The organism is Herbaspirillum sp. YR522 (genome assembly GCF_000282575.1).
In the GTDB taxonomy this organism is placed as follows: Bacteria; Pseudomonadota; Gammaproteobacteria; order Burkholderiales; family Burkholderiaceae_D; genus Herbaspirillum.
The window spans coordinates 1-24,230 of sequence record NZ_AKJA01000125.1 but is presented as its reverse complement, the minus strand read 5'-3'; the positions used below and the strand labels follow the sequence as shown (position 1 = coordinate 24,230).

The 24,230-nt window shown below is 65.2% G+C and carries 22 protein-coding genes and 2 tRNA genes; 9 read left to right on the top strand and 15 right to left on the bottom strand.

Features of this window, described 5'->3' with window-relative positions:
- Both PMI40_RS17490 and PMI40_RS17485 read right to left on the bottom strand, forming a co-directional pair.
- Nucleotides 1–418, bottom strand: a 418-nt coding sequence (locus tag PMI40_RS17490) for an Hpt domain-containing protein (protein WP_040502308.1), incomplete at its 3' end; no start/stop codon positions are given.
- A complete protein-coding gene (locus PMI40_RS17485) occupies nucleotides 418–1,143 on the bottom strand; it encodes a protein phosphatase CheZ (RefSeq protein ID WP_008118035.1) in 726 nt (241 codons plus the stop codon). The genes PMI40_RS17485 and PMI40_RS17490, both read right to left, overlap by 1 nt.
- 480 nt (nucleotides 1,144–1,623) lie before the next feature.
- On the opposite strand from PMI40_RS17485, the gene PMI40_RS17480 reads away from it, so the two are divergent.
- The 4 genes from PMI40_RS17480 to PMI40_RS17465 all read left to right on the top strand — a co-directional run bounded on the left by PMI40_RS17480 (nucleotide 1,624) and on the right by PMI40_RS17465 (nucleotide 6,058).
- Complete coding sequence (locus tag PMI40_RS17480) at nucleotides 1,624–3,567, top strand: TonB-dependent receptor (protein WP_040502306.1); 1,944 nt, start codon at nucleotides 1,624–1,626, stop codon at nucleotides 3,565–3,567.
- Nucleotides 3,568–3,572: 5 nt separating this feature from the next.
- Nucleotides 3,573–4,568 (top strand): iron ABC transporter permease, encoded by a 996-nt coding sequence (locus PMI40_RS17475; protein ID WP_008118029.1) that lies wholly within the window; start codon nucleotides 3,573–3,575, stop codon nucleotides 4,566–4,568.
- Nucleotides 4,565–5,386: an ABC transporter ATP-binding protein gene (locus PMI40_RS17470; protein ID WP_008118027.1), complete on the top strand. Its 822-nt coding sequence runs from the start codon at nucleotides 4,565–4,567 to the stop codon at nucleotides 5,384–5,386. Before PMI40_RS17475 ends, PMI40_RS17470 begins: the two co-directional genes overlap by 4 nt.
- Nucleotides 5,387–5,464: 78 nt before the next feature.
- Nucleotides 5,465–6,058 carry a porin family protein gene (locus tag PMI40_RS17465; RefSeq protein WP_008118025.1) on the top strand — a complete coding sequence of 198 codons (594 nt, stop codon included), beginning with the start codon at nucleotides 5,465–5,467 and terminating at the stop codon, nucleotides 6,056–6,058.
- 73 nt (nucleotides 6,059–6,131) lie between these two features.
- On the opposite strand, the gene PMI40_RS17460 is transcribed toward PMI40_RS17465, so the two are convergent.
- Genes PMI40_RS17460 through PMI40_RS17445 form a run of 4 tightly spaced genes read right to left on the bottom strand, consistent with a single transcriptional unit; the run spans nucleotide 6,132 to nucleotide 8,983 of the window.
- On the bottom strand, nucleotides 6,132–7,010 hold the full coding sequence (locus PMI40_RS17460) for a cobalamin-binding protein (protein WP_008118024.1): 879 nt from the start codon (nucleotides 7,008–7,010) through the stop codon (nucleotides 6,132–6,134).
- Nucleotides 7,011–7,850 (bottom strand): pantoate--beta-alanine ligase, encoded by an 840-nt coding sequence (panC, locus tag PMI40_RS17455; RefSeq protein WP_008118022.1) that lies wholly within the window; start codon nucleotides 7,848–7,850, stop codon nucleotides 7,011–7,013.
- A gap of 44 nt (nucleotides 7,851–7,894) precedes the next feature.
- Nucleotides 7,895–8,770 (bottom strand): ScpA family protein, encoded by an 876-nt coding sequence (locus PMI40_RS17450; protein WP_008118021.1) that lies wholly within the window; start codon nucleotides 8,768–8,770, stop codon nucleotides 7,895–7,897.
- Between the two features lie 9 nt (nucleotides 8,771–8,779).
- Nucleotides 8,780–8,983: a DUF3460 family protein gene (locus PMI40_RS17445; protein WP_040502310.1), complete on the bottom strand. Its 204-nt coding sequence runs from the start codon at nucleotides 8,981–8,983 to the stop codon at nucleotides 8,780–8,782.
- A 71-nt stretch (nucleotides 8,984–9,054) separates the two neighbouring features.
- Between PMI40_RS17445 and PMI40_RS17440 the strand changes: the two genes are divergently transcribed.
- The gene (locus PMI40_RS17440) at nucleotides 9,055–9,582 is read left to right on the top strand and encodes a hypothetical protein (protein ID WP_008118015.1); all 528 of its coding nucleotides are present in this window, start codon (nucleotides 9,055–9,057) and stop codon (nucleotides 9,580–9,582) included.
- 23 nt (nucleotides 9,583–9,605) lie between these two features.
- Here the strand turns inward: PMI40_RS17440 and PMI40_RS17435 are convergent, their stop codons facing one another.
- The 9 genes from PMI40_RS17435 to metG all read right to left on the bottom strand — a co-directional run bounded on the left by PMI40_RS17435 (nucleotide 9,606) and on the right by metG (nucleotide 21,010).
- Nucleotides 9,606–11,312 carry a Na/Pi cotransporter family protein gene (locus PMI40_RS17435; protein ID WP_008118013.1) on the bottom strand — a complete coding sequence of 569 codons (1,707 nt, stop codon included), beginning with the start codon at nucleotides 11,310–11,312 and terminating at the stop codon, nucleotides 9,606–9,608.
- Nucleotides 11,313–11,416: 104 nt separating this feature from the next.
- A complete protein-coding gene (locus PMI40_RS17430) occupies nucleotides 11,417–12,247 on the bottom strand; it encodes a carbohydrate ABC transporter permease (protein ID WP_008118011.1) in 831 nt (276 codons plus the stop codon).
- The gene (locus PMI40_RS17425) at nucleotides 12,244–13,119 is read right to left on the bottom strand and encodes a carbohydrate ABC transporter permease (protein WP_008118008.1); all 876 of its coding nucleotides are present in this window, start codon (nucleotides 13,117–13,119) and stop codon (nucleotides 12,244–12,246) included. The genes PMI40_RS17430 and PMI40_RS17425 overlap by 4 nt, the downstream gene beginning before the upstream one ends.
- Before the next feature lie 95 nt (nucleotides 13,120–13,214).
- Nucleotides 13,215–14,498 (bottom strand): ABC transporter substrate-binding protein, encoded by a 1,284-nt coding sequence (locus PMI40_RS17420; protein WP_008118006.1) that lies wholly within the window; start codon nucleotides 14,496–14,498, stop codon nucleotides 13,215–13,217.
- Nucleotides 14,499–14,580: 82 nt separating this feature from the next.
- Nucleotides 14,581–15,627 carry an ABC transporter ATP-binding protein gene (locus PMI40_RS17415; RefSeq protein WP_008118005.1) on the bottom strand — a complete coding sequence of 349 codons (1,047 nt, stop codon included), beginning with the start codon at nucleotides 15,625–15,627 and terminating at the stop codon, nucleotides 14,581–14,583.
- A 25-nt stretch (nucleotides 15,628–15,652) separates the two neighbouring features.
- A complete protein-coding gene (gene glpD / locus PMI40_RS17410) occupies nucleotides 15,653–17,185 on the bottom strand; it encodes a glycerol-3-phosphate dehydrogenase (RefSeq protein ID WP_008118004.1) in 1,533 nt (510 codons plus the stop codon).
- Nucleotides 17,182–18,162 (bottom strand): sugar-binding transcriptional regulator, encoded by a 981-nt coding sequence (locus PMI40_RS17405; RefSeq protein ID WP_008118003.1) that lies wholly within the window; start codon nucleotides 18,160–18,162, stop codon nucleotides 17,182–17,184. Before PMI40_RS17405 ends, glpD begins: the two co-directional genes overlap by 4 nt.
- Before the next feature lie 257 nt (nucleotides 18,163–18,419).
- Nucleotides 18,420–18,899: a GNAT family N-acetyltransferase gene (locus PMI40_RS17400; RefSeq protein WP_008118002.1), complete on the bottom strand. Its 480-nt coding sequence runs from the start codon at nucleotides 18,897–18,899 to the stop codon at nucleotides 18,420–18,422.
- Nucleotides 18,900–18,931: 32 nt separating this feature from the next.
- Nucleotides 18,932–21,010: a methionine--tRNA ligase gene (metG, locus tag PMI40_RS17395; RefSeq protein ID WP_008118000.1), complete on the bottom strand. Its 2,079-nt coding sequence runs from the start codon at nucleotides 21,008–21,010 to the stop codon at nucleotides 18,932–18,934.
- A 140-nt stretch (nucleotides 21,011–21,150) separates the two neighbouring features.
- Here metG and apbC point away from each other — a divergent pair, with 140 nt between their 5' ends.
- From apbC to PMI40_RS17375, 4 genes are all read left to right on the top strand, one after another.
- Nucleotides 21,151–22,239 carry an iron-sulfur cluster carrier protein ApbC gene (gene apbC, locus PMI40_RS17390; protein ID WP_008117999.1) on the top strand — a complete coding sequence of 363 codons (1,089 nt, stop codon included), beginning with the start codon at nucleotides 21,151–21,153 and terminating at the stop codon, nucleotides 22,237–22,239.
- Between the two features lie 94 nt (nucleotides 22,240–22,333).
- Nucleotides 22,334–23,734, top strand: coding sequence for a glutamate--tRNA ligase (gltX, locus tag PMI40_RS17385; protein ID WP_008117997.1), 1,401 nt, complete (start codon nucleotides 22,334–22,336; stop codon nucleotides 23,732–23,734).
- A 72-nt stretch (nucleotides 23,735–23,806) separates the two neighbouring features.
- Nucleotides 23,807–23,882 (top strand) — tRNA-Ala (locus PMI40_RS17380).
- Between the two features lie 71 nt (nucleotides 23,883–23,953).
- Nucleotides 23,954–24,029 (top strand) — tRNA-Glu (locus tag PMI40_RS17375).
- Nucleotides 24,030–24,230 lie beyond the last annotated feature (201 nt).

Below are 24,230 nucleotides of genomic sequence, written 5' to 3'. Positions count from 1 at the left end.
CCACGGCAGCCGGTGCGGCGGTGGCGGTGGTCTTGCCTTCGATGGCCTGGTTCAGGATGCCTTCCAGGTCGGCCGGCATCGATGCCAGGCTGTCAGGCGCGGCGCCATTGGACAACTCGGTCAGCTGGTCGGCCACGAAGCCGCTCGCCTGCAACGCGGCCTCGATGGCCAGCGGCGTGACGGGCGCCTTGCCGGTGCGCAACGCATCGAACAGGTTTTCGGTCAGGTGACAGGCCGACACCATGGCGGGCAGGTTGACGAAGCCGGCACCGCCCTTGATGGTGTGAAAGGCGCGGAAGACCGCATTGAGGATTTCCAGGTCGTCAGGATGTCGTTCGAGCGTCAGCAGATGCTCTTCCACGTTGGTAGCGAGCTCCAACGCTTCAACGACAAAATCCTTGAGCATTTCGTCATCCATTAGAACCCCAGGCTATCGAGTAAGTCGTCGACGTCGGTCTGGCCCATGGCGGTACCGGGCACGGCCGGACCGTTCATCAGCGAGACTGGCTTGTCTGCTTCGATCTGGGCCTTGACCTCGGGCGGCGCGTTGTCGCGCAGCAACTGCGCCAGTTCGCGTTCGGCCACGGTGGTGATGCCCACGATCTTCTTGATCAATTGACCGGTGATGTCCTGGAAGTCCTGGGCCATCATGATTTCCAGCATGCGTGCCTTCTCGGCCTCGGTCGATTCGAGCACCGAGTTGGAGAACTTCTGGGAGTCGCCCGCCAGCAGCTTGAATTCGTCGATGCTCATCTGGCCGGCATACAGCCTGGCCCAGCGCTCGTTGATGTCCTTGGCTTCGTTCTGCAGGCGATCCTGCGCCGGCATGCCCGAATCGAGCGCGTTGAGGACCTTGTTGGCAGCCTGCTCGGTCAGGGTGGCGACGTGTTCGAGCCGGCTCTGGGCGTCGCCGATCTGGGTCGCCACATCGGTCAGGGAGCGGTCGTAGCCCAGCTCGCGCATGGAGTCGTGCAGCAACCGTACGATCCCGCCCAGGCGCTCGTACATGGGCTTGTCGGCCTGGTCCTCGGCATTGTTGGGCGCGCTGGGGGCGGCCGCTTCGGCGGCGCCGGCAGCAGTGGCCGGCAGGCTCTGCGCAGAAATTTCGTCAAACAGTGCTTCCAAATCAACGTCGTCGCTCATGTTTTTGATTCTCCCAACAAAACTTGTTCTTTCGATTAGCCGGCCCGGGATCGGCAAGCGCCTGTCCTGGTCGAGGGCCGCAGCCTGTCACGCGTGGTTATCCGGTCAATGCATAACGGCGCCTTGACGATGGTCTGAAGGGTGCTTCATTCATGCGCGGCGCAATCACAGGCAGCACCAGCCTACCATCCCCTCATGCTGAGTATAGGACGGCGCTGGCGCGTCTCATCGCGCAAACAGCGAGTGAATTCCCCCATTTGTTCCCATTTGGCGTCGCCGCCAGCCCCGGTTGGATGCTGGACGTCACCTGCGGCGTTGTTGCTCGTTCGACTTGTGCGACGCCCAAGATTCTATCGACCTTTTTCCTGAAAGCAATGGCTTGCACAAGCCGGGCGGCTTTTTTTCTGTGCGGCCAGCAGGGAAGTTGTCGTCTTGTCTTGCCAGTCATACAATTGCCGTCGTTTTTCCTGCATCCTGATAATGACTTCCTGTCTTCGCCGGTCACGCCTGGGCGCCATGCTATTGACCGTATGCTGCATCACGGCCGCTGCCGATGTGGCGCGCCCGCTGCCCGGGATGACGGTGTCGGCCTCGCGCTTCGTCGACGATGCAGCATTCGTGCCAGTGGCTGCCACGGTAGTCGACGCCGGGCAGATCCGCGACGCCGGCATCGACAACGCCAATGACGCGATCCGGCGCCTGGGCGGCGTGCGCGGTCGCCAGAGCCTGGCCGGGCCGGGCGACTTTGCGCTCGACCTGCGTGGCTTCGGCGGCAACGGCGACCGTAACATGGTGGTGCTGCTGGACGGCGTGCGCATCTCGGAGAACGAATTGTCGTCGCCGCTGTTGTCATCGATTCCGATCGCCTCCATCGAACGCATCGAAATCGTGCGCGGCGGCAGCAGTGTGCTGTATGGGGGCGGCGCCACCGGCGGCACCATCCAGATCGTCACACGCCAGCCGCAGGCCAACGCCACGCGTGCCTTCGTCGCCGCCGAGATCGGCAGCGACGGGCGGCGTGGCGGGCGCGCCTTCGTCGCACGCGGCTGGGACGGGCTGGCCATCGATGCCAGTGTCGACCGCACCCGGGACGGGGGCTACCGCCACGACAGCCGGTCCGTCCAGCAAAACGCCAGCAGCGCCATCCAGTGGTCCGGGGCCGACTGGCGCTTCGGCCTGCGGCTGAACCTGGCACGCGCCGACTACGCATTGCCCGGGGCGCTGACGCTGGCGCAGTTCAATGCCGATCCCCGCCAGTCCACCCAGCCCGGTAGTGGCGGCAGCTACGACAACGATACGGTGACGATCTTCATGCAGCGCCGCGTGGCTGACATCGAAATGGCCGCCGAGCTGTCGCAGCGTGACAAGATCGCGCGCGGCCTCTACGTCGGGCGCTTCGGCGTGTCGAGCGTCGACAGCCATGTGCGCCAGGTCCAGTTCTCGCCGCGCCTGCGCCACCTGGTGCAGGCCGGCGCAGTGAAGCACCGCCTGGCGGCCGGGGTCGACCTGTCCGACTGGCGCAATGCGGCCCAGGCCAGCTACGGCAACAGCGATGCGCAGCAGCGCTCCCGGGCGCTCTACCTGCGCGATGAGGTGGAGTGGGCCGGCAACGCCCGCATCGCCCTGGGCGTGCGGCGCGAGCTGTACAGCCAGCGCAGCGCCTCGGGCCGGTTCGATCGCGGCGGCGGCATCGATGCCTGGGACCTGCAGGCCAGTCATGCGCCCTGGTCGCGGCTGCGGGTATTCGCCAAGCTCGGGCAAAGCTATCGCCTGGCCACCCCCGACGAGACCGGGGCCACCAACCTGCCAGCCGGGCAGGTACTCAAGCCGCAGCGCTCGCACGACCTGGAACTGGGCGCGGTGGCCGGGAGCGGCGAGCGCACGGTGACGGCGCGCTGGTTCCGCCATCGGGTGCGCGACGAGATCAGCTACGACCCGACCTTGAACCTCGGCTTCGGCGCCAACACCAACCTCGACCCGACGCAGCACCATGGGGTCGAACTGGAGGCGCGCTGGCGTGCCACGGCCAGCACCACGCTCAGTGCCGCCTATCAACATGTCACCGCACGCTTCGTCGGCGGCACCCACCACGGGCGCGAACTGGCGCTGGTGCCCGCCAACAGCTTGTCGGCCAGGTTCCAGTGGCGGGCCGGCCGTCATGGCGTCGGTGGCGGCGTGCGCTGGGTCGATCGCCAGCGGGTGGGCAACGACTTCACCAACCGCTGCCGCAAGATGCCATCCATCGTGACCGTCGACGCCCGCTATGCATTGCGTGTTCGATCGTGGGAACTGGCACTGGCCGGCGACAACCTGGGTGGGCGCAACGTGTTTTCGCAGGCCTATGCCTGCGACGGCGGCCAGGCGTCGGGCATCTATCCCGAAAACGGGCGAACGGTAAAATTGACCATCCGTCACGACTTTTGAGCCCCATGCCCCTGCCATCGATGTCCCGCTTCGCGCTGCTTGCCTGGTTACTGCTGCCGGTAGCCCTGGCGCTGGCCGCAGCCACCTTGTGCGGCAGCACCGGTTGCCTGCGGGCATCGATGACGCCCGATTCGATGGCCTTGCTGCTGTCGCTGCGGGTGCCGCGCGCGCTCACGGCATTCGCCGTCGGTGCGCTGCTGGCGCTGGCCGGCGCGCTGATGCAGGTGCTGTTACGCAACCCGCTGGCCGATCCGTACGTGCTGGGCCTGTCGGGGGGCTCGGCGGCCGGCGCCTTGCTGGCCATGCTGGCGGCGCTGCACCTGGGTTGGTCGCCGCACGGGGTGGCCGCCCCCGGGGCGCTGGTCGGCGCGGCACTGGCGATGCTGCTGCTGTTGGGGCTGGTGCGCGGTTCGCTGCGCCATCTGGCTGTCTCGCCGCTGTTGTCGAGCCAGCGGCTGCTGCTGACCGGCGTGATGCTGGCCGCCGGCTTCGGCGCCGTCATTTCGCTGGCGCTGTCGATCGCCCCCGACAGCCAGTTGCGCGGCATGGTGTTCTGGCTGATCGGCGATCTCGACGACGCGCGCCTGTTGCCGCAGGCGGGGGTGGTGCTGCTGCTGACCCTGGCCTGGGCGTGCTGGCAGGCACCGGCCTTGAACCTGCTGGCGCGGGGCGACAGTTTTGCGCAACTGCTCGGGGTGCCGGTGCTGAGGCTTCGGGTCATGGCCTTGTGTGCGGCGTCGGCGGCCACCGCCGCGGCCGTGGCCATGGCCGGCACCATCGGCTTTGTCGGACTGGTCGTGCCGCATGCGGTGCGCCTGGTGCTGGGCAACGACCAGCGTCGCCTGCTGCCGGCGGCGGCCTTGCTGGGCGGCGCGGCCCTGACGCTGGCCGACCTGGCCGCGCGCACCGTGGTCGCGCCGACCCAACTGCCGGTGGGCGTGATCACCTCGCTGGTGGGGGTGCCGGTGTTCCTGTGGTTGCTGGCCAGGAGCCGGGCTTGACGTCGCCGACCATGCTGCTGCAAACCTCGCAACTGGCGCTGCAGGCACAGGGCCGCAGCCTGCTGTCGAAGCTCGACTGGCAGGTCGAGGCGGGCCAGTTCTGGTGCGTGCTGGGTCCCAATGGCGCCGGCAAGAGCAGCCTGCTGCACGCGGTGGCGGGCCTGGCGCGGCCGGCGCAGGGAACGATACGATTGGCGGGGGCGCCGATGGCGTCGATCCCGCCGGCACGACTGGCCTTGCTGCGCGGACTGTTGCTGCAACATCAGCACGATGCGTTTTCATTGCCGGTGCTCGACGCGGTCATGGCGGGCCGCTTTGCCCGCAGCAGCCAGTGGGGCGATGCTGCCGACGATCGCCTTCATGCGCTGCAGGCACTGGAACAGGTCGGCCTGGCGCACCTGGCCGACGCCGACCTGCTCACGCTGTCGGGCGGTGAGCGCCAGCGGGTGGCGCTGGCCACGCTGCTGACGCAGGCGCCGGACCTGTTGCTGCTCGACGAACCGACATCGCACCAGGACATTGCCGCGCAACTGGCGGTCATGCATTTACTTAGTGAATTGGCGTCGGCCGATCGACCGCGGGCGGTAGTCGCAAGCTGCCATGACATCAACCTGGCACAGCGGTTTGCCACCCATGTGCTGCTGCTCGGCGGGGATCGGCATTGGCATGGGCCGGTGTCGGACGTGCTGCGGCAGGCCGTGCTGGAGCAGGTATTCGACTGCGATTTCCGGATGGTCGGCAGTCACCCGGAGTGCGTGTGGGTAGCGCAGTCGAGAAAACTGCATGTCGAAAAAAAATCACATCGAAGCATTTACTAGTATTTACATTTTCTCAACTGGTGGCATAATCCTGCCCGGGGAAATGCCCAGAACTAATAAAACCTAGGATCATTCACAATGAAGAAGAACATTCTGTTTGTGGCCGCCATGCTGGTGGCCGGTTCGGCTGTTGCTCAAACTGCAGATAGCGGTGTCTATATCGGTATCGAAGGTGCCTACGCGACCGTCGACGGTATTGCGACACCCAACGGCGCCCGCAAGACTTCCGAAACCACCGACGTCGGTGCCGTGCGCGCACTGATCGGTTACCAGTTCAACAAGAACCTGGCGCTGGAACTGGGATACTTCGCGACCGACGATTTCAAGCAATCGGGCGTGGCTGGCGTTGCAACGTATGATGCCAAGATCGATGCCAAGGGCGTGGACCTGGCACTGGTCTACAAATTCACTGAATTCGTTCCCGGCCTGTACCTCAAGGGCGGCGCTGTCCAGTCCAAGGTTTCTTCTTCGGTCACCGCACGCGCAGGTACCGCTACCGCATCGGGTAGCGCGTCCGATAGCGGCACCGGCTACCTGCTGGGCGTCGGTTACGAATTCGGCTTCTCGCAGAACCTGGGCGCTCGCATCGGTTACACCCGCTACGAAAGCCTGGGTGGCAAGAGCGACAACAAGGCCAACCTGTACTCGATCGGCTTGAAGTACAAGTTCTGATTGGCCACACACTGGTTCGGTCAGTTCAGAATCCCTCCTCCCGGAGGGATTTTTTTTGCCTGTTGGCTGGCGTTCAGCGCCCGCGCGCCAGCTCCAGCTTGGCGCAGACCTCTTCGGCTGCCAGCAGCACCCGCGGCCCGGCGCGGTTGAGCCAGTCGGCGTTGACGGTATAGAGCTGGCCACGACTGACCGCCTGCATGCGCGGGTACTTGCGCCAGCGCTCCAGCGGCTGGTCGCCGCCGTCGCTGGGACCGAGGATGACTTGCGGATCGGCGGCGATGACGGCTTCCACGCTGACCGTCGGCGCCAGTTGCGGCAGTTGCCCGAAGATATTGCTGCCACCGCACAGGCGCAGCACCGACGACACCATGTGCTGGCCGTTGAGGGTCATCAGCGGTTGGCTCCAGATCTGGTAGAACACGCTGACCTGGCTGCGTCCCCGGTAGCGTTGCTGCAGGGTTTGCCAGCGCGCGCGAAATTCTTCGGCCGCACGCCGTCCGCGCTCGGCATCGCCGGCCAGCTGTGCCAATCGCTGCATGGAGTCGGCGATCATGTCGAAATCGGTCGGCTGGCTTTCGAAGACCGGGATGCCATGTTCGCGCAGGCGCGCCAGTTGGGCCGGCTTGTTGCCGCTATGCCAGGCCACCACCAGGTCGGGCTTGAGCGCCAGTACGCGCTCCAGGTCGAAGGCAGCATAGCTGCCCACCGAAGGCAGCCGGGCAGCAGCGGCCGGATAATCGCTGAAGTTGCTGGCGCCGACCAGCCGCTCGCCGGCGCCGGCGGCAAACAGCAGTTCGGTCGCATGCGGGGCCAGGCTGACGATGCGGTGCGCCGGCTGTTGCAGTGTGACCGGCTGGCCCAGGTCGTCGGTCACCGTCACGGCTGCCGTCGCCGCGCCGGCCAGGGCGCTCATGCCGGCCGCCGACAGGGCCAGCGCCGCTGCGACCCGCATTCAGATCTCGAGGTTGTCGATGAGGCGGGTCGAGCCCAGCTTGGCGGCCGCCACCACCACCAGCGGCGCGCCTTGCGCCATGTCGCCGGCCGACGGCGGTTGCAGGTCGATGCGTTTGCGCACCGACACGTAGTCGGGTTTCCAGCCACGTGCGGCCAGCGCCGCCATCGCTTTCCTCTCGACTTCCAGCGTGTCGAGCTGGCCGTCGCGGACTTCGTGGGCCAGTTCATTGAGCAGCTTGTAGAGCAACGGCGCCTCGGCCCGTTCAGCGGCCGACAGGTAACCGTTGCGCGACGACAGCGCCAGGCCATCCTCGGCGCGGTAGGTCTCGGCGCCGACGATCTCGACCGGCATCGCAAACTGGCGCGCCATGTTGCGCACGATCATCAATTGCTGGTAATCCTTCTTGCCGAACACCGCCACGCGCGGCTGCACACAGGAGAACAGCTTGGTCACCACGGTCGACACGCCAGTGAAGAAGCCGGGGCGGAATTCGCCTTCCAGGATGTTGCCCAGGTCGTCCGGCGGTTGCACCCGATACTGCTGCGGTTCCGGGTAGAGGTCGCGCTCGGTGGGCGCGAACAGCACGTAGACGCCTTCCTTTTCGAGCTTCTCGACGTCGGCCTGGAACGTGCGGGGGTATTTGTCGAAATCTTCGTTGGGGCCGAATTGCAGGCGGTTGACGAAGATCGATGCCACCACCGGATCACCGTGGGTGCGGGCCAGGCGCATCAACGACATGTGACCCTCGTGCAGGTTGCCCATGGTGGCCACGAAGGCGGTGCGCAACTGGCCGCGCAGGTGGTCGCGCAATTCTTCGATCGAGGAAATGATTTTCATGCAGGTTCTCTGGTTGGCGGCGCCGTCAAGCGCCAGGGGCGCGGTCAGCTCGGGGAGTACGAGAGTCTGACATAGATCGGCGCGAAGGCCTCGGCCTGGGTGATTTCGATCAGGGTTTCCTTGGCCAGTTCGAGCAGCGCGATGAAGTTGACCACCAGCACCGGCACCCCCCGCGACGGCTCGAACAGGTCCGAGAACTCGACGAAGCGGGCCGACTGCAGGCGGCGCAGGATGCCCGTCATGTGTTCGCGCACCGACAGTTCTTCGCGGCTGATATGGTGGTGGGCGGTCAGCTTGGCGCGCTTGAGCACGTCGGCCCAGGCTGCCTTGAGGTCGTCCATGTCGACCTCCGGCCAGCGCGTCACCACCGTCTGTTCGATATAGACCTGGGTGCGCACGTAGTCGCGCCCGACCTGGGGCAGGGCGTCCAGCTCCATGGCGGCCAGCTTGATCTGCTCGTACTCGAGCAGGCGCCGTACCAGTTCGGCCCGGGGGTCTTCCGGTTCTTCGCCGGGGTCGGCGCGCTTGGCCGGCAGCAGCATGCGCGACTTGATCTCGATGAGCATGGCCGCCATGAGCAGGTATTCGGCGGCCAGTTCCAGGTTCTGCTTGCGGATCTGCTCGACGTACTCCAGGTATTGCAGCGTCACCTGGGCCATCGGGATGTCCAGGATATTGAAGTTCTGCTTGCGAATCAGGTACAACAGCAGGTCGAGCGGCCCCTGGAAGGCTTCCAGGAAGACTTCCAGCGCATCCGGCGGGATATACAGGTCGTTGGGCAGCTGGAACAGCGGTTCGCCGTACAGGCGCGCGCGCGCCACGCCGTCGATCACGTCGGGCGTGGTGTCTTGCTGGCCTGCAGGGCTGATGTCAAGGGCGTCGGCGGCACTGGTGCCGTCGCTGCCGGTGTTATCGGTCATGCGTCGGACTTAGTGCGACTGGTAGACGTAGGGTTGCTGCGCCACGCGCGAGGCCTTGTCACGGGCGGTCCTGTCGAGGTCGATCGGTTCCTTGTCCCACAGCAGGGCGCGGCCGGCGCGTTGTTGCTCTTCCAGCGACGGGTTCTTGCTCTTGAGCTCGTCGATGAACTGGGTGATTTCAGACACGTAGGTAGTCTTTTTGGAGAAGAGCATGGTATTTTCGGCCAGGGTTGATGCGAAGGCGCACATTTTACCTCTACTTCACGGGGCACAATCAAACTGTCATGGATAAGCGTTTCTTTTATCTGGTACGCCGGGGCGTCGGCGTGGTGGGCGCCCTGGTGGCGGCACTGGCCATGCTCGGCTGCGACAGCAACGGCAATCCCATCGAGGAGTTCGGCTTGGAAAAACTGAAGAAAGGCGTCTCCACCGAGGCTGAGGTGCGTACCGTCATGGGCGCACCCGATACCGTATGGGACGACGGCGAGGGCGCGCATACGCTCGAATATCCGAAGGGACCGGAGGGTATCCGCACCTGGATGTTCGCCATCAATGCCTTGGGCACCATGATCGACTACCGCCAGGTGTTGACCGAAGACAACTTTTCGCGCGTGGTGCCGCACCTCTCCAGCACCGAGGTGCGGCGCATGCTGGGCCGCCCGCGCAGCGTGATGCAGTTCCGCCTGAAGAATGAGGAGGTGTGGGACTGGAAATACCGCCACCTGCATGAAGAGCGGCTGTTCAACGTCCATTTCGATATCGACAGCATGCAGGTGGTGCGCACCTCGGTGTCGGACATCGGCGGTCATTGAGCCACAGCCGGGCCCGGGGCCGATCAGGGCGGGTGCGAAAAATCCGAATAGCGCTCGGCGCGCAGCTCCTGCTGGCGCGCGCGCTCGTCGTGGGCCGAACCCATACGACTCTTGCGCAGCATGCCCGCTTCGTCCAGCACCGAATAGGCGGTCGAGCAGAATAGCGAATGCATGCGTTTCATGTCGCTGATCAGGTCCAGGTGCAAGGAGCTGGTCTCGATGCTCTGCTGGGTCTGGCCTGCCAGCCGGATCAGGTGGGTCTTGGCGTAGGCGCGTTCGAGGTCGCGAAAGGCTTCCTTCTCGGCCAGCAGTTTCTGGGCGCTGCGCAGGTCGCCCTCGAGAAACACCGACAGTCCCAGTTGCAGGCTGGCCAGCAGCCGCGCGTGCATTTCGCAGACCTCCTGCATGCCGGCCGCAGAGAAGGTCCGCTGCGGCGCGATCTTCTTGCTCTCCAGGCCCTTGACGATGCGCACGATGATGTCGCCGGCCTGCTCCAGGTTGATGGTGAGGGTGATGATGTCGGTCCAGCGCCGCACTTCCTTGGCATTGAGTTCTTCGCGCGAGACCCGCGCCAGGTACATCTTGAGCTCGGTATAGAGATGGTCGACGTCGTCGTCGAGACGCCGGATCTGGGCGGCGCGGATGGTATCGTTTTCACGAATCACCGGCAACAGGCTGTGCAGCATCTTCTCGATCATGTCGCCGATGCGCAGTACCTCGCGCGAGGCATTGGCCAGCGCCAGGGTCGGGGTATCGATGGCGGCCGGGTCCAGGTGGCGCGCGCGCACCACGTCGTCGTCCAGCGCATTGTCGGGCAAGAGGCGTACGCACAGGCGCGACATCGGCGCCACCAGCGGCAGCAGCAAACCGCAGCGCACGCTGTTGTACAACACGTGAAACGCCACCACGCCCATGCGCAGGTCGTTGGTCATCTGGGCGATGACGATCTCGAGGTGGTTGATGAAGGGCAGTACCACGATGGCACCCGAGAGCCGGAACAGCATGCTGCCCAACGCCACCCGGCGTCCGGCCACGTTCTGGCTGGCCGCCGACAGCAGGGCGGTGACGCCGCTGCCCAGGTTGGCGCCGATCACCAGGCACAGGGCCACCTTGAGCGAGATCACGCCGGAGGTGGCCAGGGTCGCGGCCAGCAGCACCGCCGCCAGGCTGGAATAGGTCAGCATGGCAAACACGGCGCCGATCAGCGCATCCAGCAGCACGTCACCGGTGAGCGAAGAGAACAGTACCTTGATGCCGGCCGCGTGCATCATCGGTTGGGTGGCGGCGGTGATCAGTTCCAGCGCCAGCAGGATCAGGCCCAGGCCGATCACCGCGCGTCCCAGGCGGCCCACCGACGTATGGCGGCGCGACAGGTAGGTCACCACGCCGCCGAAGATCAGCAGCGGCGACAGCCAGGACAGGTCGAAACTGAGCACGCCGGTCATCAGCGCCGTGCCGACGTCGGCGCCCAGCATGATCGACAGCGCAGGTGTCAGTCCCACCAGGCCCTGGGCCACGAACGAGCAGACGATGACGGCGGTGGCATTGCTGCTTTGCACCAGGCTGGTCACACCCACGCCGGCGGCAAAGGCCATGCTGCGGCGCGTGATGCTGGTCGAGAGGATGCGACGTAGTTGGGCGCCATAGACGCGCAGGACATCCGTGCGCACGATGTGCGTGCCCCAGACCAGCAGGGCGAGCGCCGACATCAGGTGCAGGAGAGTGATCATTGGTTTTCGGCTCCTTTTTTTGCCGATGATACCGTCAATGGGCTAATGGCATGCGATTCGCACTTGCATCCCCGAGTTCCCGCACTTTCGGCTAGGCCCGGTCGCTAGCGAATGCCGGCCCGCATGAACGACTGCACGAACTGGCGCTGGAATAACAGAAAGGCCAGCAGCAGCGGCGCCGAGGTCATCAGCGTGGCGGCCGTGATGATGGACCAGTCGACCCCCTGGTCGGTCGAGGAGAACACCTGCAGGCCGACCGTCAGCGGACGCGATTGGACCGAGTTGGTCACGATCAGCGGCCACAGAAAGTTATTCCAATGGGTGCTCACCGACACCAGGCCGAAGGCAACATAGATCGGGCGCGCCAGCGGCACGTAGACCTGCATCAGTACCTGCAGCGCCGAGGCGCCCTCGACGGTGGCGGCCTCGTCGAGCTCGCGCGGCACGGTCTTGAACGTCTGGCGCAACAGGAAGATGCCGAAGGCCGAGGCGAAGTAGGGCAGGCCGATCGAGACGATGGTGTCGCGCAGCCCCAGCAGGTTCATGGTGCGATAGTTCTCGACCACCAGGATGTCGGGCATGACCATCAATTGCAGCAGCACCAGCATGAACATCAGGTTGCTGCCGCGGAACGAAAAGCGCGCGAAGGCATAGGCCGCCAAGGTCGCCAGCACCATCTGCGCCACCAGGATCATGCTCACCAGCAGGAAGGTGTTGAAGAAGTAGCGGGGGAAGGGCGCGGCCTGCCAGGCATCGGCAAAGTTGTGCAGCGTCAGCGGCGCGTCGAGCGTGAAGCGGGTGGCAAACTGGGCCGGGTGAAAGGCGGTCCACAGCGCATACAACAGCGGCAGCAGCCACAGCACGCCCAGCGTCCAGGCCGATACCGTCTCGAGCAGCCGATTGCGCTGGCCGAAGGGATGGGAAGTGGCGATCATTGGTAATGGGTCCTGCGGTCGAGGATGCGGAACTTGACGAAGGCGATCACGCCCAGCATGGCCAGCAGCACCACGGTCAGGGCGGCGGCATAGGACGAGTCCCAGAACGCGAAGCCGACCTCATAGATGTAGTACAGCAGCAGCGAGCTGGCGTTGTCGGGGCCGCCACGGGTCATCACGACGATGTGATCGACCAGCCGGAACGAATTGATCAGGGCATTGACCAGCACGAACAGCGTGGTCGGCATGAGCAGCGGAAACTGCACCTGCCGGAAGTACTGCCAGCGACTGGCCCCTTCCAGCGCGGCCGCCTCGGCCAGCACCGGCGCGATCTGCTGCAGGGCGGCCAGGTAGAAGATCATGAAGAACCCGGCTTCCTTCCACACCGCCACCACCATCATGGCTCCCAGTACCGTATCGGGATTGCCCAGCCAGTTGTGCGAGGGCAGGCCGAGCGCGCCGGTGACCTGTTCCAGCAGGCCGTACTGCGGGGTGTAGAAGAACAGCCAGATGTTGGCCACCGCGATCATCGGCAGCACCGTCGGCGTGAAGTAGGCCAGGCGCAGCAGGCCGCGCCCCCACAGGCGTTGGCTGACCCACAGCGCCATGGCGATGGCCAGCGCGATCGACACCGGGATGGTGCCCAGCGCAAACCACAGGTTGTTGCTGAAGGCGCGCCAGAACACCGGGTCGTCGACCATCAGCGCATAATTTTCCCAGCCGACGAACTGCGACGGGTGGGCACCCTTGGGCGTAGAGAAGAAACTGTGCCACAGGGTCGCCACGGCCGGATAGTGCGTGAAGGCGACCAGCAGCACCATGGCCGGCATCAGCAGCAGCCAGGGGATGAGGCGGGTGGGGATACGGTGCATCGAAAACCTCGGGGCCGTGGCGGCCGGCGCCAAGGCGCCAGCCAGGACAGGGACGGCTGCCAGCCCCGGGGCCGGCAGCCGATGGCGGCGACCGCTCAGCGACCGGCCGAACGCAGGATGCGGTCGGATTCGCGCTGGGCATCCTTCAACGCCGCCTGCGGCGCCTTGGTGCCCGACAGCGCGGCCTGGATGTTGTCATTGAGGGCCTTGGTGACGCGCTGGTTGTCGTGGGTCGACAGTTCGGCCACGCCATACTTCATCTGCTCGCGGGCGACATCGGCGGCCGGTACCTCGGCCAGGTACTTCTTCATCTCGGGCGTGTCCCAGGCGTCCTGGCGCGGCGCCACGTAACCGGTGGCGATCGACCATTGCGCCGCGCGTGCCGGTTCGGTGGCGAAGCGGATGAACTTCATGGCTGCCTTCTGCTGTTGCGGCGTGGTCTTGTTGAAGACATAGAAGTTGCCGCCGCCGGTCGGACTGCCCGGATGCCTGGTGCCTGGCAGCATGGCCACGCCGAACGGGAAGCTGGCGTTGCTGCGGATGTTGGTCAGGTTGCCGGTGGTGGTCCATACCATGGCCGCCTTCTGTTCCAGGAAATCCTTGGGCGTGGTGCCCCATTCGATCGAGCCGGCCGGCATCACGCGGTGCCTGGTGGTCAGGTCGACCCACTGCTGCAGCGATTCGACCGCGCCCGGCTTGTCGAAGTAGGTCTTGGTGCCGGCGCCGTTCATCAGCAGGGTATCGTTGGAGGCGGTCATGGCCTGGAACATCCAGTAGCCGAACCCGGTGGAGGGGATCTTCACGCCCCATTGCGTGACGTTGCCGGCGGCGTCGGTCTTGGTCAGCTTCTTGGCATAGTCGACCATCTCGGCCCAGCTGGCCGGCGCGCGGTCGGGGTTCAGTCCGGCCTGCTTGAACAGGTCGCGATTGTAGTACATCACGATGGTCGAGCGCTGGAAGGGAATGCCCCAGGTCTTGCCGCCGGTCTGGCTGTTTTCCATGAAGCCCTTGTAGAAACCATCGATCCACTGCTTGTCGTCGGCCAGGCCATCGATGGGCACGATGGCGTTTTCATCGATCAGCGTAAACAGGTCGGTCGACAGCAGCACCGCCAAGGTCGGTGGCGTGCCGCCCTTGAATGCGGTCAGCGCCTTGACGATGCTTTCCTGGTAGGTGCCGGCATAGATCGCCTTGACCTTGACATCGGGATTGGCTTTTTCGAAGTCGGCCACCATGCTGTCGATGGTCTTGGTCACGGCACCGCCCACGGCCACCGGATAGTAAAAGCTGATCTCGACCGGATCGGCTGCCATGGCGGGGTGGCCGAAGGCGGCAGCCAGGGCCAGGGCGGCGGCCGACTTGAGGATTGTTCTACGCATCTTGGATCTCTCCCATGAGGTTGTGAAGTTGAATGCAACTTGGGCGTTGCTATTGTTGGTCTCACTCTGCCGATCAAAAAAATCAGTGCCGTCGCATGCCGCTGTGGCGGTCGAAGAAATACTGGTCGCTGGCCTGCCAGGCCAGGCGCACTGGGTCGCCCGCCCGCAGGTCCAGCTGGCCGGGTGCGCGCACCAGCAGCGTGGCCGTACCGACGCGGGCGCCGATGATGGTGTCGGCGCCGAAATACTCGACGCCATGCACGGCGGCGGCGACGCCGCTGTCGGCCAGGCGGATGTGTTCCGGACGCAGGCCGAGGTTCCACTGCTCGTCGGCGCGGCCAGGGGTGATCGCCTGGCCGGCGCTGCCCTCGATGGCCAACCCGCCGTTGGTCTGGACCAGCGGCACGATGTTCATCGGCGGGGTGCCGATGAAACGCGCGGCGAATTCGGTGGCCGGTTGCGCATACAGTTGCGCCGGCGGCGCGTCCTGTTCGATCTTTCCATCGCGCAGCAGGATCACCTGGTCGGCCATGCTCATGGCTTCGGTCTGGTCGTGCGTGACGTAGATCATGGTCATGCCAAGTTGCTGCTGCAGGGCACGGATCTCGCGCCGCATTTCCTGGCGCAGCTGGGCGTCGAGATTGGACAGCGGTTCATCCATCAGGCACACCGGGGCGTCGGCGATGATGGCCCGTCCCAGCGCCACCCGCTGCTGCTGTCCCCCGGACAATTGCGAGGGGCGCCGCTCCAGCAGCGGCGCCAGGCCCAGTATCTCGGCCACTCGCGCCAGCCGGCTCGCATGATGCTGCCGGGGTTCACGCCGCACGCGCACCCCGAACAGGATGTTGTCGCGCACCGACAGGTGCGGAAACAGCGCATAGGACTGGAACACCATCGAGATCTTGCGTTGCGCCGGTGGCAGGTGCGTGACCTCGCGCTGGCCGATACGGATGCTGCCCGAGCTGGGTGTATCCAGCCCTGCGATCAAGCGCAGGGTGGTCGACTTGCCGCAGCCCGATGGGCCCAGCAGCACCGTGAAGTTGCCCGACTTGACCTCGAAGTCGACGCCCTTGACGGCCTGGGCCTGACCCCAGTTCTTGGTAATGCCTTGCAATGAAATGGCGGCCATGTGGCTCCCCCCATATAAATTGATGTCATGGCCAATGCGTGCGCGCCGCGCAGCGGGCGAACCAGTCGGCAAATTCCTGGCGCTGGTGCGGGCTCATGTGCAGTCCGCACTTGGTGCGCCGCCACAGCACGTCGTCGGCCGCGCCGGCCCATTCCTGCACCACCAGGTAGTCGACCTCGCGCTGACACAGCCCGCCGCCGAAATCGCGTCCCAGTTCGTGCGGCAATTGCGCCTCGCGCAGGATGTTGTAGCTGCGGGTGCCATGGCGATCGAACAGTTGCGCCAGGAACGCCGCATCCAGCCGCGGGTACTTCTGCTGCAGGCGCAACACTTCGCCGGCACGCCCGGCGCGGGCAAAGCGGGCGCCCGGCAAGGCCTCGCCGGCGGTCCAGCGGGCGCGCCGGGCGCGGCGTTGCAGCCACGGTGCCAAGCGGTCGACCACCGCTTCGGCCAGGCACCGGTAGGTGGTGATCTTGCCGCCATAGACCGACACAGCGGGCAGGCCCGCGGTGGCGTCCAGCGCCAGCGTGTAGTCGCGGGTGAGCGCCGACGGATCGCTGGCGCCATCGTCGAACAGGGCCCGCACGCCAGCGTAGCGCCAGACGATGTCGCCGGCGTCGATGGGACGCTCGAGATAGCGATTGACGGCACGCAGCAGGTATTGCTGCTCGTCCTGGCTGACCTGGGCTGGCTGGTGCATGTCGGCCTGCGGCACGTCGGTGGTGCCGATCAGCGTAAAGCGCTGCTGGTAGGGAATCATGAAGACGATGCGGCGGTCGTCGTTTTGCAGGATGTAGGCGTGCTCGCCCTCGAACAGCCGCGGCACCACGATATGACTGCCGCGCACCAGTTGCACGCCGACCGGCTGCCCATGCGGCGTCGTCGCCGGGTTGAGCAGGCGCTCCACCTGCGCCACCCAGGGGCCGGCCGCGTTGACGATGGCGCGTGTGCGCACTTGCCGTTGGGCGCCGTTGTGAACGTTTTCAAGCGTGCACAGCCAGTGACCGTCCGTACGTGCGGCACCCACCAGGCGCGTGCGCGGCAGGATCTCGGCACCATGCTGCTGCGCGCTCATCAGGTTGAAGATCACCAGCCGGGCATCGTCGACCCAGGCATCGGAATAGGCGAAGCCGCGCGTGATGTCCGGCCTGAGCCCGCTGGGGCGGGACGCGCCATCGAAGCGCACGCTGGCCGACCTGGGCAATGTCATGCGCATGCCGAGGTGGTCATACAGCCAGAGGCCCAGGCGGATCTTCCAGCGTGCGCGCAGGCCCGGCACATGCGGCATGACCAAGCGCAGCGGCCAGGCGATATGGGGCGCGATGTCGAGCAATCGTTCGCGCTCCGACAACGCTTGGGCCACCAGCCTGAACTTGCCGTATTCGAGGTAGCGCAGGCCGCCGTGTATCAGCTTGGTGCTGGCCGACGAGGTCGCGCCGGCGAAGTCGCCCTGGTCGCACAGCACCACCGACAGGCCGCGCCCGGCGGCGTCGCGCGCCACACCGGCACCGTTGATGCCACCGCCGATCACCAGGATGTCGCGCACGCTGCCGGTCATGGCGAGGCCTGGCCCTGCAGTTGCGCCACCAGCAGGCGCGCGCTGGGTTCGTCGATCACCAGCTCGTTGATGAAGCCGCCTTCCAGCGCCGCGCGCAGGCCCGGGATCTTGCCAGCCCCGGACACCACGCAGATCGAGTGCGCCGCACGTTGCAGGCAATCCAGGTCAGGGCCGCTGCTGCGGGCGTTGAGGGCGACATCGCGCCAGCTGCCGTCCTGGCGGAAGAAGACCGTGGCGATATCGCCCACCAGGCCCTGCTGCCGAATCATGTCGCGTTCTTCCTCGCCCAGGTAGCCACCGGTATGGACATGGCTGCCGGTGGCCTCGGCACCGATCGAAAACAAAACGATCGAGGCCCGGTCCTGCAGGGCGCGGATCGACTTGATGCTTTTCTCGCGCCACAGCGCCGTGCGCGTGTCGGCAAAGTCGAAGAAGGCCGGCACCGGGAAGTGATGCGCTCGCGCGCCATAGTTCTGTGCGAAGCGCGAGACGATCGACTCGCCGAAGGTGTCGACGAAGTTCAAGCCGGTACCCGAGCCATTGAGCTGCACCACATCGACGTCGTGCACCCTGCGCGGCAGCAGCTTGTCGGCGATCTCGGCCAGCGTGGTGCCCCAGGCCAGGCCGATCACGGTAGACGGTGTCACCAGCGAGCTGACGTAGGCCGCGGCGTGGGCGGCCACGCGTTGCAGGTTCTGCTTTTCGGTGGCATTGGCCGGCACCGGCACCACCTGGATCGACCGCAGGCGATAGCGCCCGGCAATGGCGCTCTCCAGGTTGCCCGAGACTTCCTGCGGGTCGTTGACCCGGATCTCCACCAGGCCCCGGTCCAGCGCATAGGACAGCAGGCGCGACACGGTCGCGCGCGAGGTACCGATCTCGTCGGCGATCGCGGCGGTGGTCATGTTCTGGAAGTAGTAGAGGCGCGCCACGCGCACTGCCATATAGGCGGTTTCCTGGCGGTCGCCGTTAGCCATGGCGGATCCTTGGATGCAACATGTTGGTCATGGGGTGTATCGGTGATAGGGACGTGCAAGAACAATTGCTTGCGGCTGTTGAGCTCACCCGGGATGGTAGTGATCTTTTGTTACAACTTGATGAACGAATGTTCGATGCGGGAAGCAGGGCAACCAGGACTGGTGCGTCCTGGACTGGCCCAGGCCGGTCGCGCCGGCTCGCGGCACGGCCACGGCGGCACCCAGGGCGGGGTGGGGGACAGGGGAGGGGGTGGCGATCAGTGCCGCATTACGCGCCGCATCACGATCGGCGGCGCTTCGTGCGGATTGGCGCGGGTGTAGTCGAGTTCGGGGGCGATCTCGAAGCCGAAGGCGGCATACAGGTCGACCAGTTGTGCCTGGTCGGTGCGTACCGCCAGCCGCAACTCGCGCACGTCGGCAGCCTGGGCGCGGTGGATCAGCGCTTCGATCAGGTGCTGTGACAGGCGCTCGCCGCGAAATGCCGGCGAGATGCCCATGCGGCGGATTTCCCAGACGTCGAGGTCGGTGTCGAGCGGCAGCCAGCGCACCGAACCCGCCGGGACCTCGTCACGCAGCAAGATGAAGGCGCCGCCATGTTGCAGGTCCTCGATCACATGGTCGGACGCCTCGCGGTGGCCCGAAGAACTCGGCGCCACCTTGTTGGCCCAGCTGTGCCGGGTCAGTTCCGCGATCAGCGAGGCGTCGTCCGAAGTGGCTTCACGTATGACCAGTTCCATGGCAGCGTCGTTCTCCGTTCGAGCTGGCGGTATCAGCGCACCCGCATGCCGGGTTCGGCGCCCGGCCACGGGTTGAGCACGTAGATGCCGGGCTTGGCTTTCTCGTCCTTGGCCGAGGCCGCCAGCACCATCCCTTCGGAGACACCGAACTTCATCTTGCGCGGCGCCAGGTTGGCCACCATCACGGTCAGCTTGCCCACCAGTTCCTCGGGCTTGTAGGCCGAGGCGATGCCGGAGAAGACGTTGCGGGTGCGTCCTTCGCCGGCGTCCAGCGTCAGGCGCAGCAGCTTGGTGGAGCCCTCGACGGCTTCGCAATCGACGATCCTGGCAATGCGCAGGTCGATCTTGGCAAAGTCGTCGATCGAGATCTCGGGCGCCAGCTCCTCGATGGCGCTGTCGGCCGTGCCGACCGGCTCGGCGGCAGTCGCAACGGCCGCCGGGGCCGGGGCGTCGAACAGCGCATCGAGCATCTTCGGGTCGACCCGCTGCATCAGGTGCGCGTAGGCGTTGATGACGTGGCCATCGGGCAGCGCGCTGCCGATATCGCGCCACTGGAACGGCGCCACGTTGAGGAAGGTCTCGACCTGTGCGGCCAGCGCCGGCAGCACCGGCTTGAGGTAGATGGTCAGGATACGGAAGGCTTCCAGCAGGCGGCTGCAGACTTCGTGCAGCTGCGCGTCGCGGGCGCTGTCCTTGGCCAGTTCCCAGGGCTTGTTGGCGTCGACGTAGGCGTTGATGGCGTCGGCCTGCTCCATCACCACGCGCTGCGCCTTGCCGTATTCGCGTTGCTCATAGAGCGTGCGCACATCGTCGGCCACGCCACGCAGGCGAGCCAGGAAGGCATCGTCGGCGCTGGCCCAGGCGGTGCTCACGCGGCCTTCGAAACGCTTGGCGATGAAGCCGGCGGCACGGCTGGCGATGTTGACGTACTTGCCGATCAGGTCGGCGTTGACGCGGGCCACGAAGTCGTCCGGATTGAAGTCGACGTCCTCGACCTTGGCGTTGAGCTTGGCGGCGATGTAGTAGCGCAGCCATTCCGGGTTCATGCCGACGTCGAGGTAGCGCAGCGGCGAAATGCCGGTGCCGCGCGACTTCGACATCTTTTCGCCACTGACCGTGATGAAGCCGTGCGCGAACACATTGGTGGGCACGCGGCGCCCGGCGAACTTGAGCATCGCCGGCCAGAACAGGGTATGGAAGTAGGTGATGTCCTTGCCGATGAAGTGATACTGCTCGGTCTTGTCATCGGCCATGAAGGCGTCGAAGTCGCGGCCGATCTTGCCGAAGTAGTTCTTCAGCGACGCCAGGTAGCCGATCGGCGCATCCAGCCAGACATAGAAATACTTGCCCGGCGCATCGGGGATCTCGATGCCGAAGTAGGGGGCATCGCGGCTGATGTCCCAGTCGCCCAGCCCGCCTTCGCCGTCCAGCCATTCGCGTGCCTTGTTGGCCACTTCCGGTTGCAGGCGATCGCCGTCGAGCGCCCATTCGCGCAGGAAAGCCACGCACTTGGGATCGGACAGCCTGAAGAAGAAGTGCTCCGACGACTTCATCACCGGGGTCGCGCCGGAGAGCGTCGAATAGGGATTGATCAGGTCGGTCGGCGCGTACACCGCGCTGCAGTTCTCGCAGGAGTCGCCGTACTGGTCCTTGGTGCCGCACTTGGGACATTCGCCCTTGATGTAGCGGTCGGGCAGGAACATGTTCTTGACCGGGTCGAAGAACTGCTCGATGGTCTTGGTCGAGATCAGCCCGGCATCGTCGCGCAGGGCGCGATAGATGTCCTGCGACAACTGGTGGTTCTCGGGGCTGTCGGTGGAGCTCCAGTTGTCGAAGGCGATGTGGAAGCCATCGAGGTACTGCTTGCGGCCGGCCGCGATGTTGGCCACGAACTGCTGTGGCGTGACGTTGGCCTTTTCGGCGGCGATCATGATGGGCGCGCCGTGGGCATCGTCAGCGCCCACGAAATGCACCTCATTGCCCTGCATTCGCTGGAACCGGACCCAGATGTCGGCCTGGATGTACTCCATGATGTGGCCGATGTGAAAAGCGCCGTTGGCGTAGGGCAGTGCGGTGGTGACGAAGAGTTGGCGAGGTGCGGGGGTGCTCATTGGCGTTGCGGACGATGCGACGTGGTGGAAAGGAGGCTCATTCTATCAGCGACCACCGCATCGGCGCAGCAGTTGTCGTTTTGCTCACAACAGGGTCGCCCTCGATTGGTTTAGACTGGCGCCCTTGGCAAGGAGAGATAATGAGCATTACCGTAGAGCAAGTCAAAGCAGCGCTGGCGCTGGTGATCGACCCCAACACCGGGCGCGACCTGGTCAGCGGCCGCGAAGCGCGCAACATTCGCCTCGAGGGTGCGCGTGTGCTGGTCGATGTGGAACTGGGTTATCCGGCCAAGAGCCAGATCGAGCCGATCCGCCAACTGGTGGCCGAGGCCCTGGGCCGGGTGCCCGGGGTCGAGTCGGTGGAGGTCGATGTCGGCTTCAAGATCGTGGCCCATGCGGTGCAACGCGGCATCAAGCTCAAGAGCAACGTGCGCAACATCATTGCGGTAGCCTCCGGCAAGGGCGGGGTGGGCAAGTCGACCACGGCGGTCAACCTGGCGCTGGCGCTGGCGGCCGAAGGCGCCAGCGTGGGCCTGCTCGACGCCGATATCTACGGCCCTTCGCAGCCGATGATGATGGGCATCAAGGGCCAGCCCGAGACCCGCGACGGCAAGACCATGGAGCCGATGGAGAACCACGGCCTGCAGGTGTCGTCGATCGGCTTCATGATCGACCCCGACGAGCCGATGGTGTGGCGCGGCCCGATCGTGACCCAGGCACTGCAGCAGTTGCTGGACCAGACCAACTGGCGCGACCTGGACTACCTGATCGTCGACATGCCGCCCGGCACCGGCGACGTCCAGCTCACCCTGTCGCAGAAGGTGCCGGTGACGGGCGCGGTGATCGTCACCACGCCGCAGGACATTGCCTTGCTGGATGCGCGCAAGGGCTTGCGCATGTTCGAGAAGGTCGGCATCCCGATCTTGGGCATCGTCGAAAACATGAGCATGCACATCTGCTCCAATTGCGGCCATGCCGAGCCGATCTTCGGCGTGGGCGGCGGCGAGAAGATGTGCGCCGACTTCGGGGTCGACTTCCTGGGCGCGTTGCCGCTGACCATGGAGATCCGCGAGCAGACCGATTCGGGCCGTCCCACCGTGGTGGCCGATCCGGACGGCAAGATCAGCGAAATCTACCGGGGCATTGCACGCCGGGTCGCCGTGAAGGTGGCCGAAAAGGCGCGCGACATGACCAGCAAGTTCCCCAGCATCGTCGTCCAGAACGATTGAGCGCCGGCCGTACGCTGTAGAATAGCGCCACTTCATCCCCTTCATTTGCGACGGCCTTGGCATGCCAAGGCCGTTCTGGTTTTCATCTTCTATCATGACCGCCACTACCGTCCGTACCCGCTTTGCCCCCAGTCCCACCGGCTACCTGCACCTGGGAGGCGCGCGCACCGCCTTGTTCTCGTGGGCCTATGCCCGCCGTTTCGGCGGCACCTTCATCCTGCGCATCGAAGACACCGATGTCGAACGTTCGACCCCGGAAGCGGTGCAGGCCATCATCGAGGGCATGCAATGGCTGGGCCTGTCGCATGACGAAGGCCCGTTCTACCAGATGAAGCGCATGGAGCGTTATCGCGAGGTGGTGGGGCAGATGCTGCAGGCCGGCACGGCCTACCACTGTTATTGCTCGCCGGACGAAGTCGAGGCGATGCGCGAGCGCCAGCGTGCGGCCGGCGAGAAGCCGCGCTACGACGGCACCTGGCGGCCCGAGCCCGGCAAGACGCTGCCGGCGGTACCGGCCGATCGCAAGCCGGTGGTGCGTTTCAGGAACCCGGTCGACGGCGAGGTCACCTGGAACGATGTGGTCAAGGGTCCGATCACCATTTCCAACCGCGAGCTCGACGATTTGGTCATTGCCCGTCCGGACGGTACTCCCACCTATAACTTCTGCGTGGTGGTGGACGACTGGGACATGAAGATCACCCATGTCATCCGTGGCGACGACCATGTCAACAATACGCCGCGCCAGATCAACATCCTGCGTGCGCTGGGCGGCGCCTTGCCCGAATACGGCCATGTGCCGATGATCCTGGGTGCCGATGGCGAAAAGCTGTCCAAGCGCCATGGCGCGGTCAGCGTGATGGATTACCCGGCCCAGGGTTACCTGCCGGAAGCCATGCTCAACTACCTGGCGCGCCTGGGCTGGAGCCATGGCGACGACGAAGTGTTCTCGATGGAGCAGTTCTGCCAGTGGTTCGATCTCGACCACCTCACCAAGGCGCCGGCGCAGTTCAACCCCGAGAAGTTGAACTGGCTCAACAACCACTACATCAAGCAGGCCGACAACGCCCGCCTGGCCGGGCTGGTGCGGCCGTTGCTGGAAAAGGATGGCGCGGTGTTCGAGGGCGCGCCCGACCTGGCGGCGGTAATCGGCCTGCTCAAGGACCGTGCCAACACGATCAACGAGATCGCTGCCGCGGCGCTGATGTTCTACCGCCAGCCGGCGCCCGAGGCGGCGCTGGTCGAGCAGCACATCACCGAAGCCATCGCGCCGGCGCTGGCCGAGTTTGCCCAGCGCAGCGCCACGGTGGAATGGACCAAGGAAGCGATCGCGCCGATGATCAAGGAAGTACTGGCGGCGCACAAGTTGAAAATGCCGCAACTGGCCATGCCATTGCGCCTGATCGTCGCGGGCCAGTTGCAGACGCCGGCCATTGACGCCGTACTGCAGTTGTTCGGTCGCGATGTGGTGCTGGCGCGGTTGCAGGCCTACCTCTAAAACCGTTTGGTTTTTTCAAAAAAACTATTGTCTTTTGAAAATAGGTATTGCATAATCTCGCTTCTTCGCAACGGGGGTATAGCTCAGCTGGGAGAGCGCTTGCATGGCATGCAAGAGGTCAGCGGTTCGATCCCGCTTACCTCCACCAGCGACCCGCATTAGTCTGGCGGTGATCCTTCAAGCGAAACTTGAGGATGGAAGCAGTAGGCAGTACCGTATGTCCCCTTCGTCTAGAGGCCTAGGACATCACCCTTTCACGGTGAGTACGGGGGTTCGAATCCCCCAGGGGACGCCAGGATTTACGGAGTAACCTAGCAATGTGCCTGCGCACATTGCGTGGGGGATGAGAAGGGTTTGGCTTGCAAGCCAAACCGCGGCCCGCCGAAGGTGGGCGAATCCCCCAGGGGACGCCACCAGGATTTACGGCGTTACTGCCCAGCGGGTAACGTTGTATCGCAATATCAAGAAGTACGAATGTCCCCTTCGTCTAGAGGCC

What these genes read in the sequence shown, in the direction of transcription:
- metG (WP_008118000.1), bottom strand. Translation starts at nt 21,010, where the DNA reads ATGAGCACCCCCGCACCTCGCCAACTCTTCGTCACCACCGCACTGCCC.
- PMI40_RS17435 (WP_008118013.1), bottom strand. Translation starts at nt 11,312, where the DNA reads ATGATCACTCTCCTGCACCTGATGTCGGCGCTCGCCCTGCTGGTCTGG.
- PMI40_RS17465 (WP_008118025.1), top strand. Translation starts at nt 5,465, where the DNA reads ATGAAGAAGAACATTCTGTTTGTGGCCGCCATGCTGGTGGCCGGTTCG.
- PMI40_RS17460 (WP_008118024.1), bottom strand. Translation starts at nt 7,010, where the DNA reads ATGCGGGTCGCAGCGGCGCTGGCCCTGTCGGCGGCCGGCATGAGCGCC.
- gltX (WP_008117997.1), top strand. Translation starts at nt 22,334, where the DNA reads ATGACCGCCACTACCGTCCGTACCCGCTTTGCCCCCAGTCCCACCGGC.
- PMI40_RS17485 (WP_008118035.1), bottom strand. Translation starts at nt 1,143, where the DNA reads ATGAGCGACGACGTTGATTTGGAAGCACTGTTTGACGAAATTTCTGCG.
- PMI40_RS17415 (WP_008118005.1), bottom strand. Translation starts at nt 15,627, where the DNA reads ATGGCCGCCATTTCATTGCAAGGCATTACCAAGAACTGGGGTCAGGCC.
- PMI40_RS17430 (WP_008118011.1), bottom strand. Translation starts at nt 12,247, where the DNA reads ATGATCGCCACTTCCCATCCCTTCGGCCAGCGCAATCGGCTGCTCGAG.
- glpD (WP_008118004.1), bottom strand. Translation starts at nt 17,185, where the DNA reads ATGACCGGCAGCGTGCGCGACATCCTGGTGATCGGCGGTGGCATCAAC.
- PMI40_RS17400 (WP_008118002.1), bottom strand. Translation starts at nt 18,899, where the DNA reads ATGGAACTGGTCATACGTGAAGCCACTTCGGACGACGCCTCGCTGATC.
- panC (WP_008118022.1), bottom strand. Translation starts at nt 7,850, where the DNA reads ATGAAAATCATTTCCTCGATCGAAGAATTGCGCGACCACCTGCGCGGC.
- PMI40_RS17405 (WP_008118003.1), bottom strand. Translation starts at nt 18,162, where the DNA reads ATGGCTAACGGCGACCGCCAGGAAACCGCCTATATGGCAGTGCGCGTG.
- PMI40_RS17440 (WP_008118015.1), top strand. Translation starts at nt 9,055, where the DNA reads ATGGATAAGCGTTTCTTTTATCTGGTACGCCGGGGCGTCGGCGTGGTG.
- apbC (WP_008117999.1), top strand. Translation starts at nt 21,151, where the DNA reads ATGAGCATTACCGTAGAGCAAGTCAAAGCAGCGCTGGCGCTGGTGATC.
- PMI40_RS17425 (WP_008118008.1), bottom strand. Translation starts at nt 13,119, where the DNA reads ATGCACCGTATCCCCACCCGCCTCATCCCCTGGCTGCTGCTGATGCCG.
- PMI40_RS17480 (WP_040502306.1), top strand. Translation starts at nt 1,624, where the DNA reads ATGACTTCCTGTCTTCGCCGGTCACGCCTGGGCGCCATGCTATTGACC.
- PMI40_RS17475 (WP_008118029.1), top strand. Translation starts at nt 3,573, where the DNA reads ATGCCCCTGCCATCGATGTCCCGCTTCGCGCTGCTTGCCTGGTTACTG.
- PMI40_RS17420 (WP_008118006.1), bottom strand. Translation starts at nt 14,498, where the DNA reads ATGCGTAGAACAATCCTCAAGTCGGCCGCCGCCCTGGCCCTGGCTGCC.
- PMI40_RS17445 (WP_040502310.1), bottom strand. Translation starts at nt 8,983, where the DNA reads ATGCTCTTCTCCAAAAAGACTACCTACGTGTCTGAAATCACCCAGTTC.
- PMI40_RS17450 (WP_008118021.1), bottom strand. Translation starts at nt 8,770, where the DNA reads ATGACCGATAACACCGGCAGCGACGGCACCAGTGCCGCCGACGCCCTT.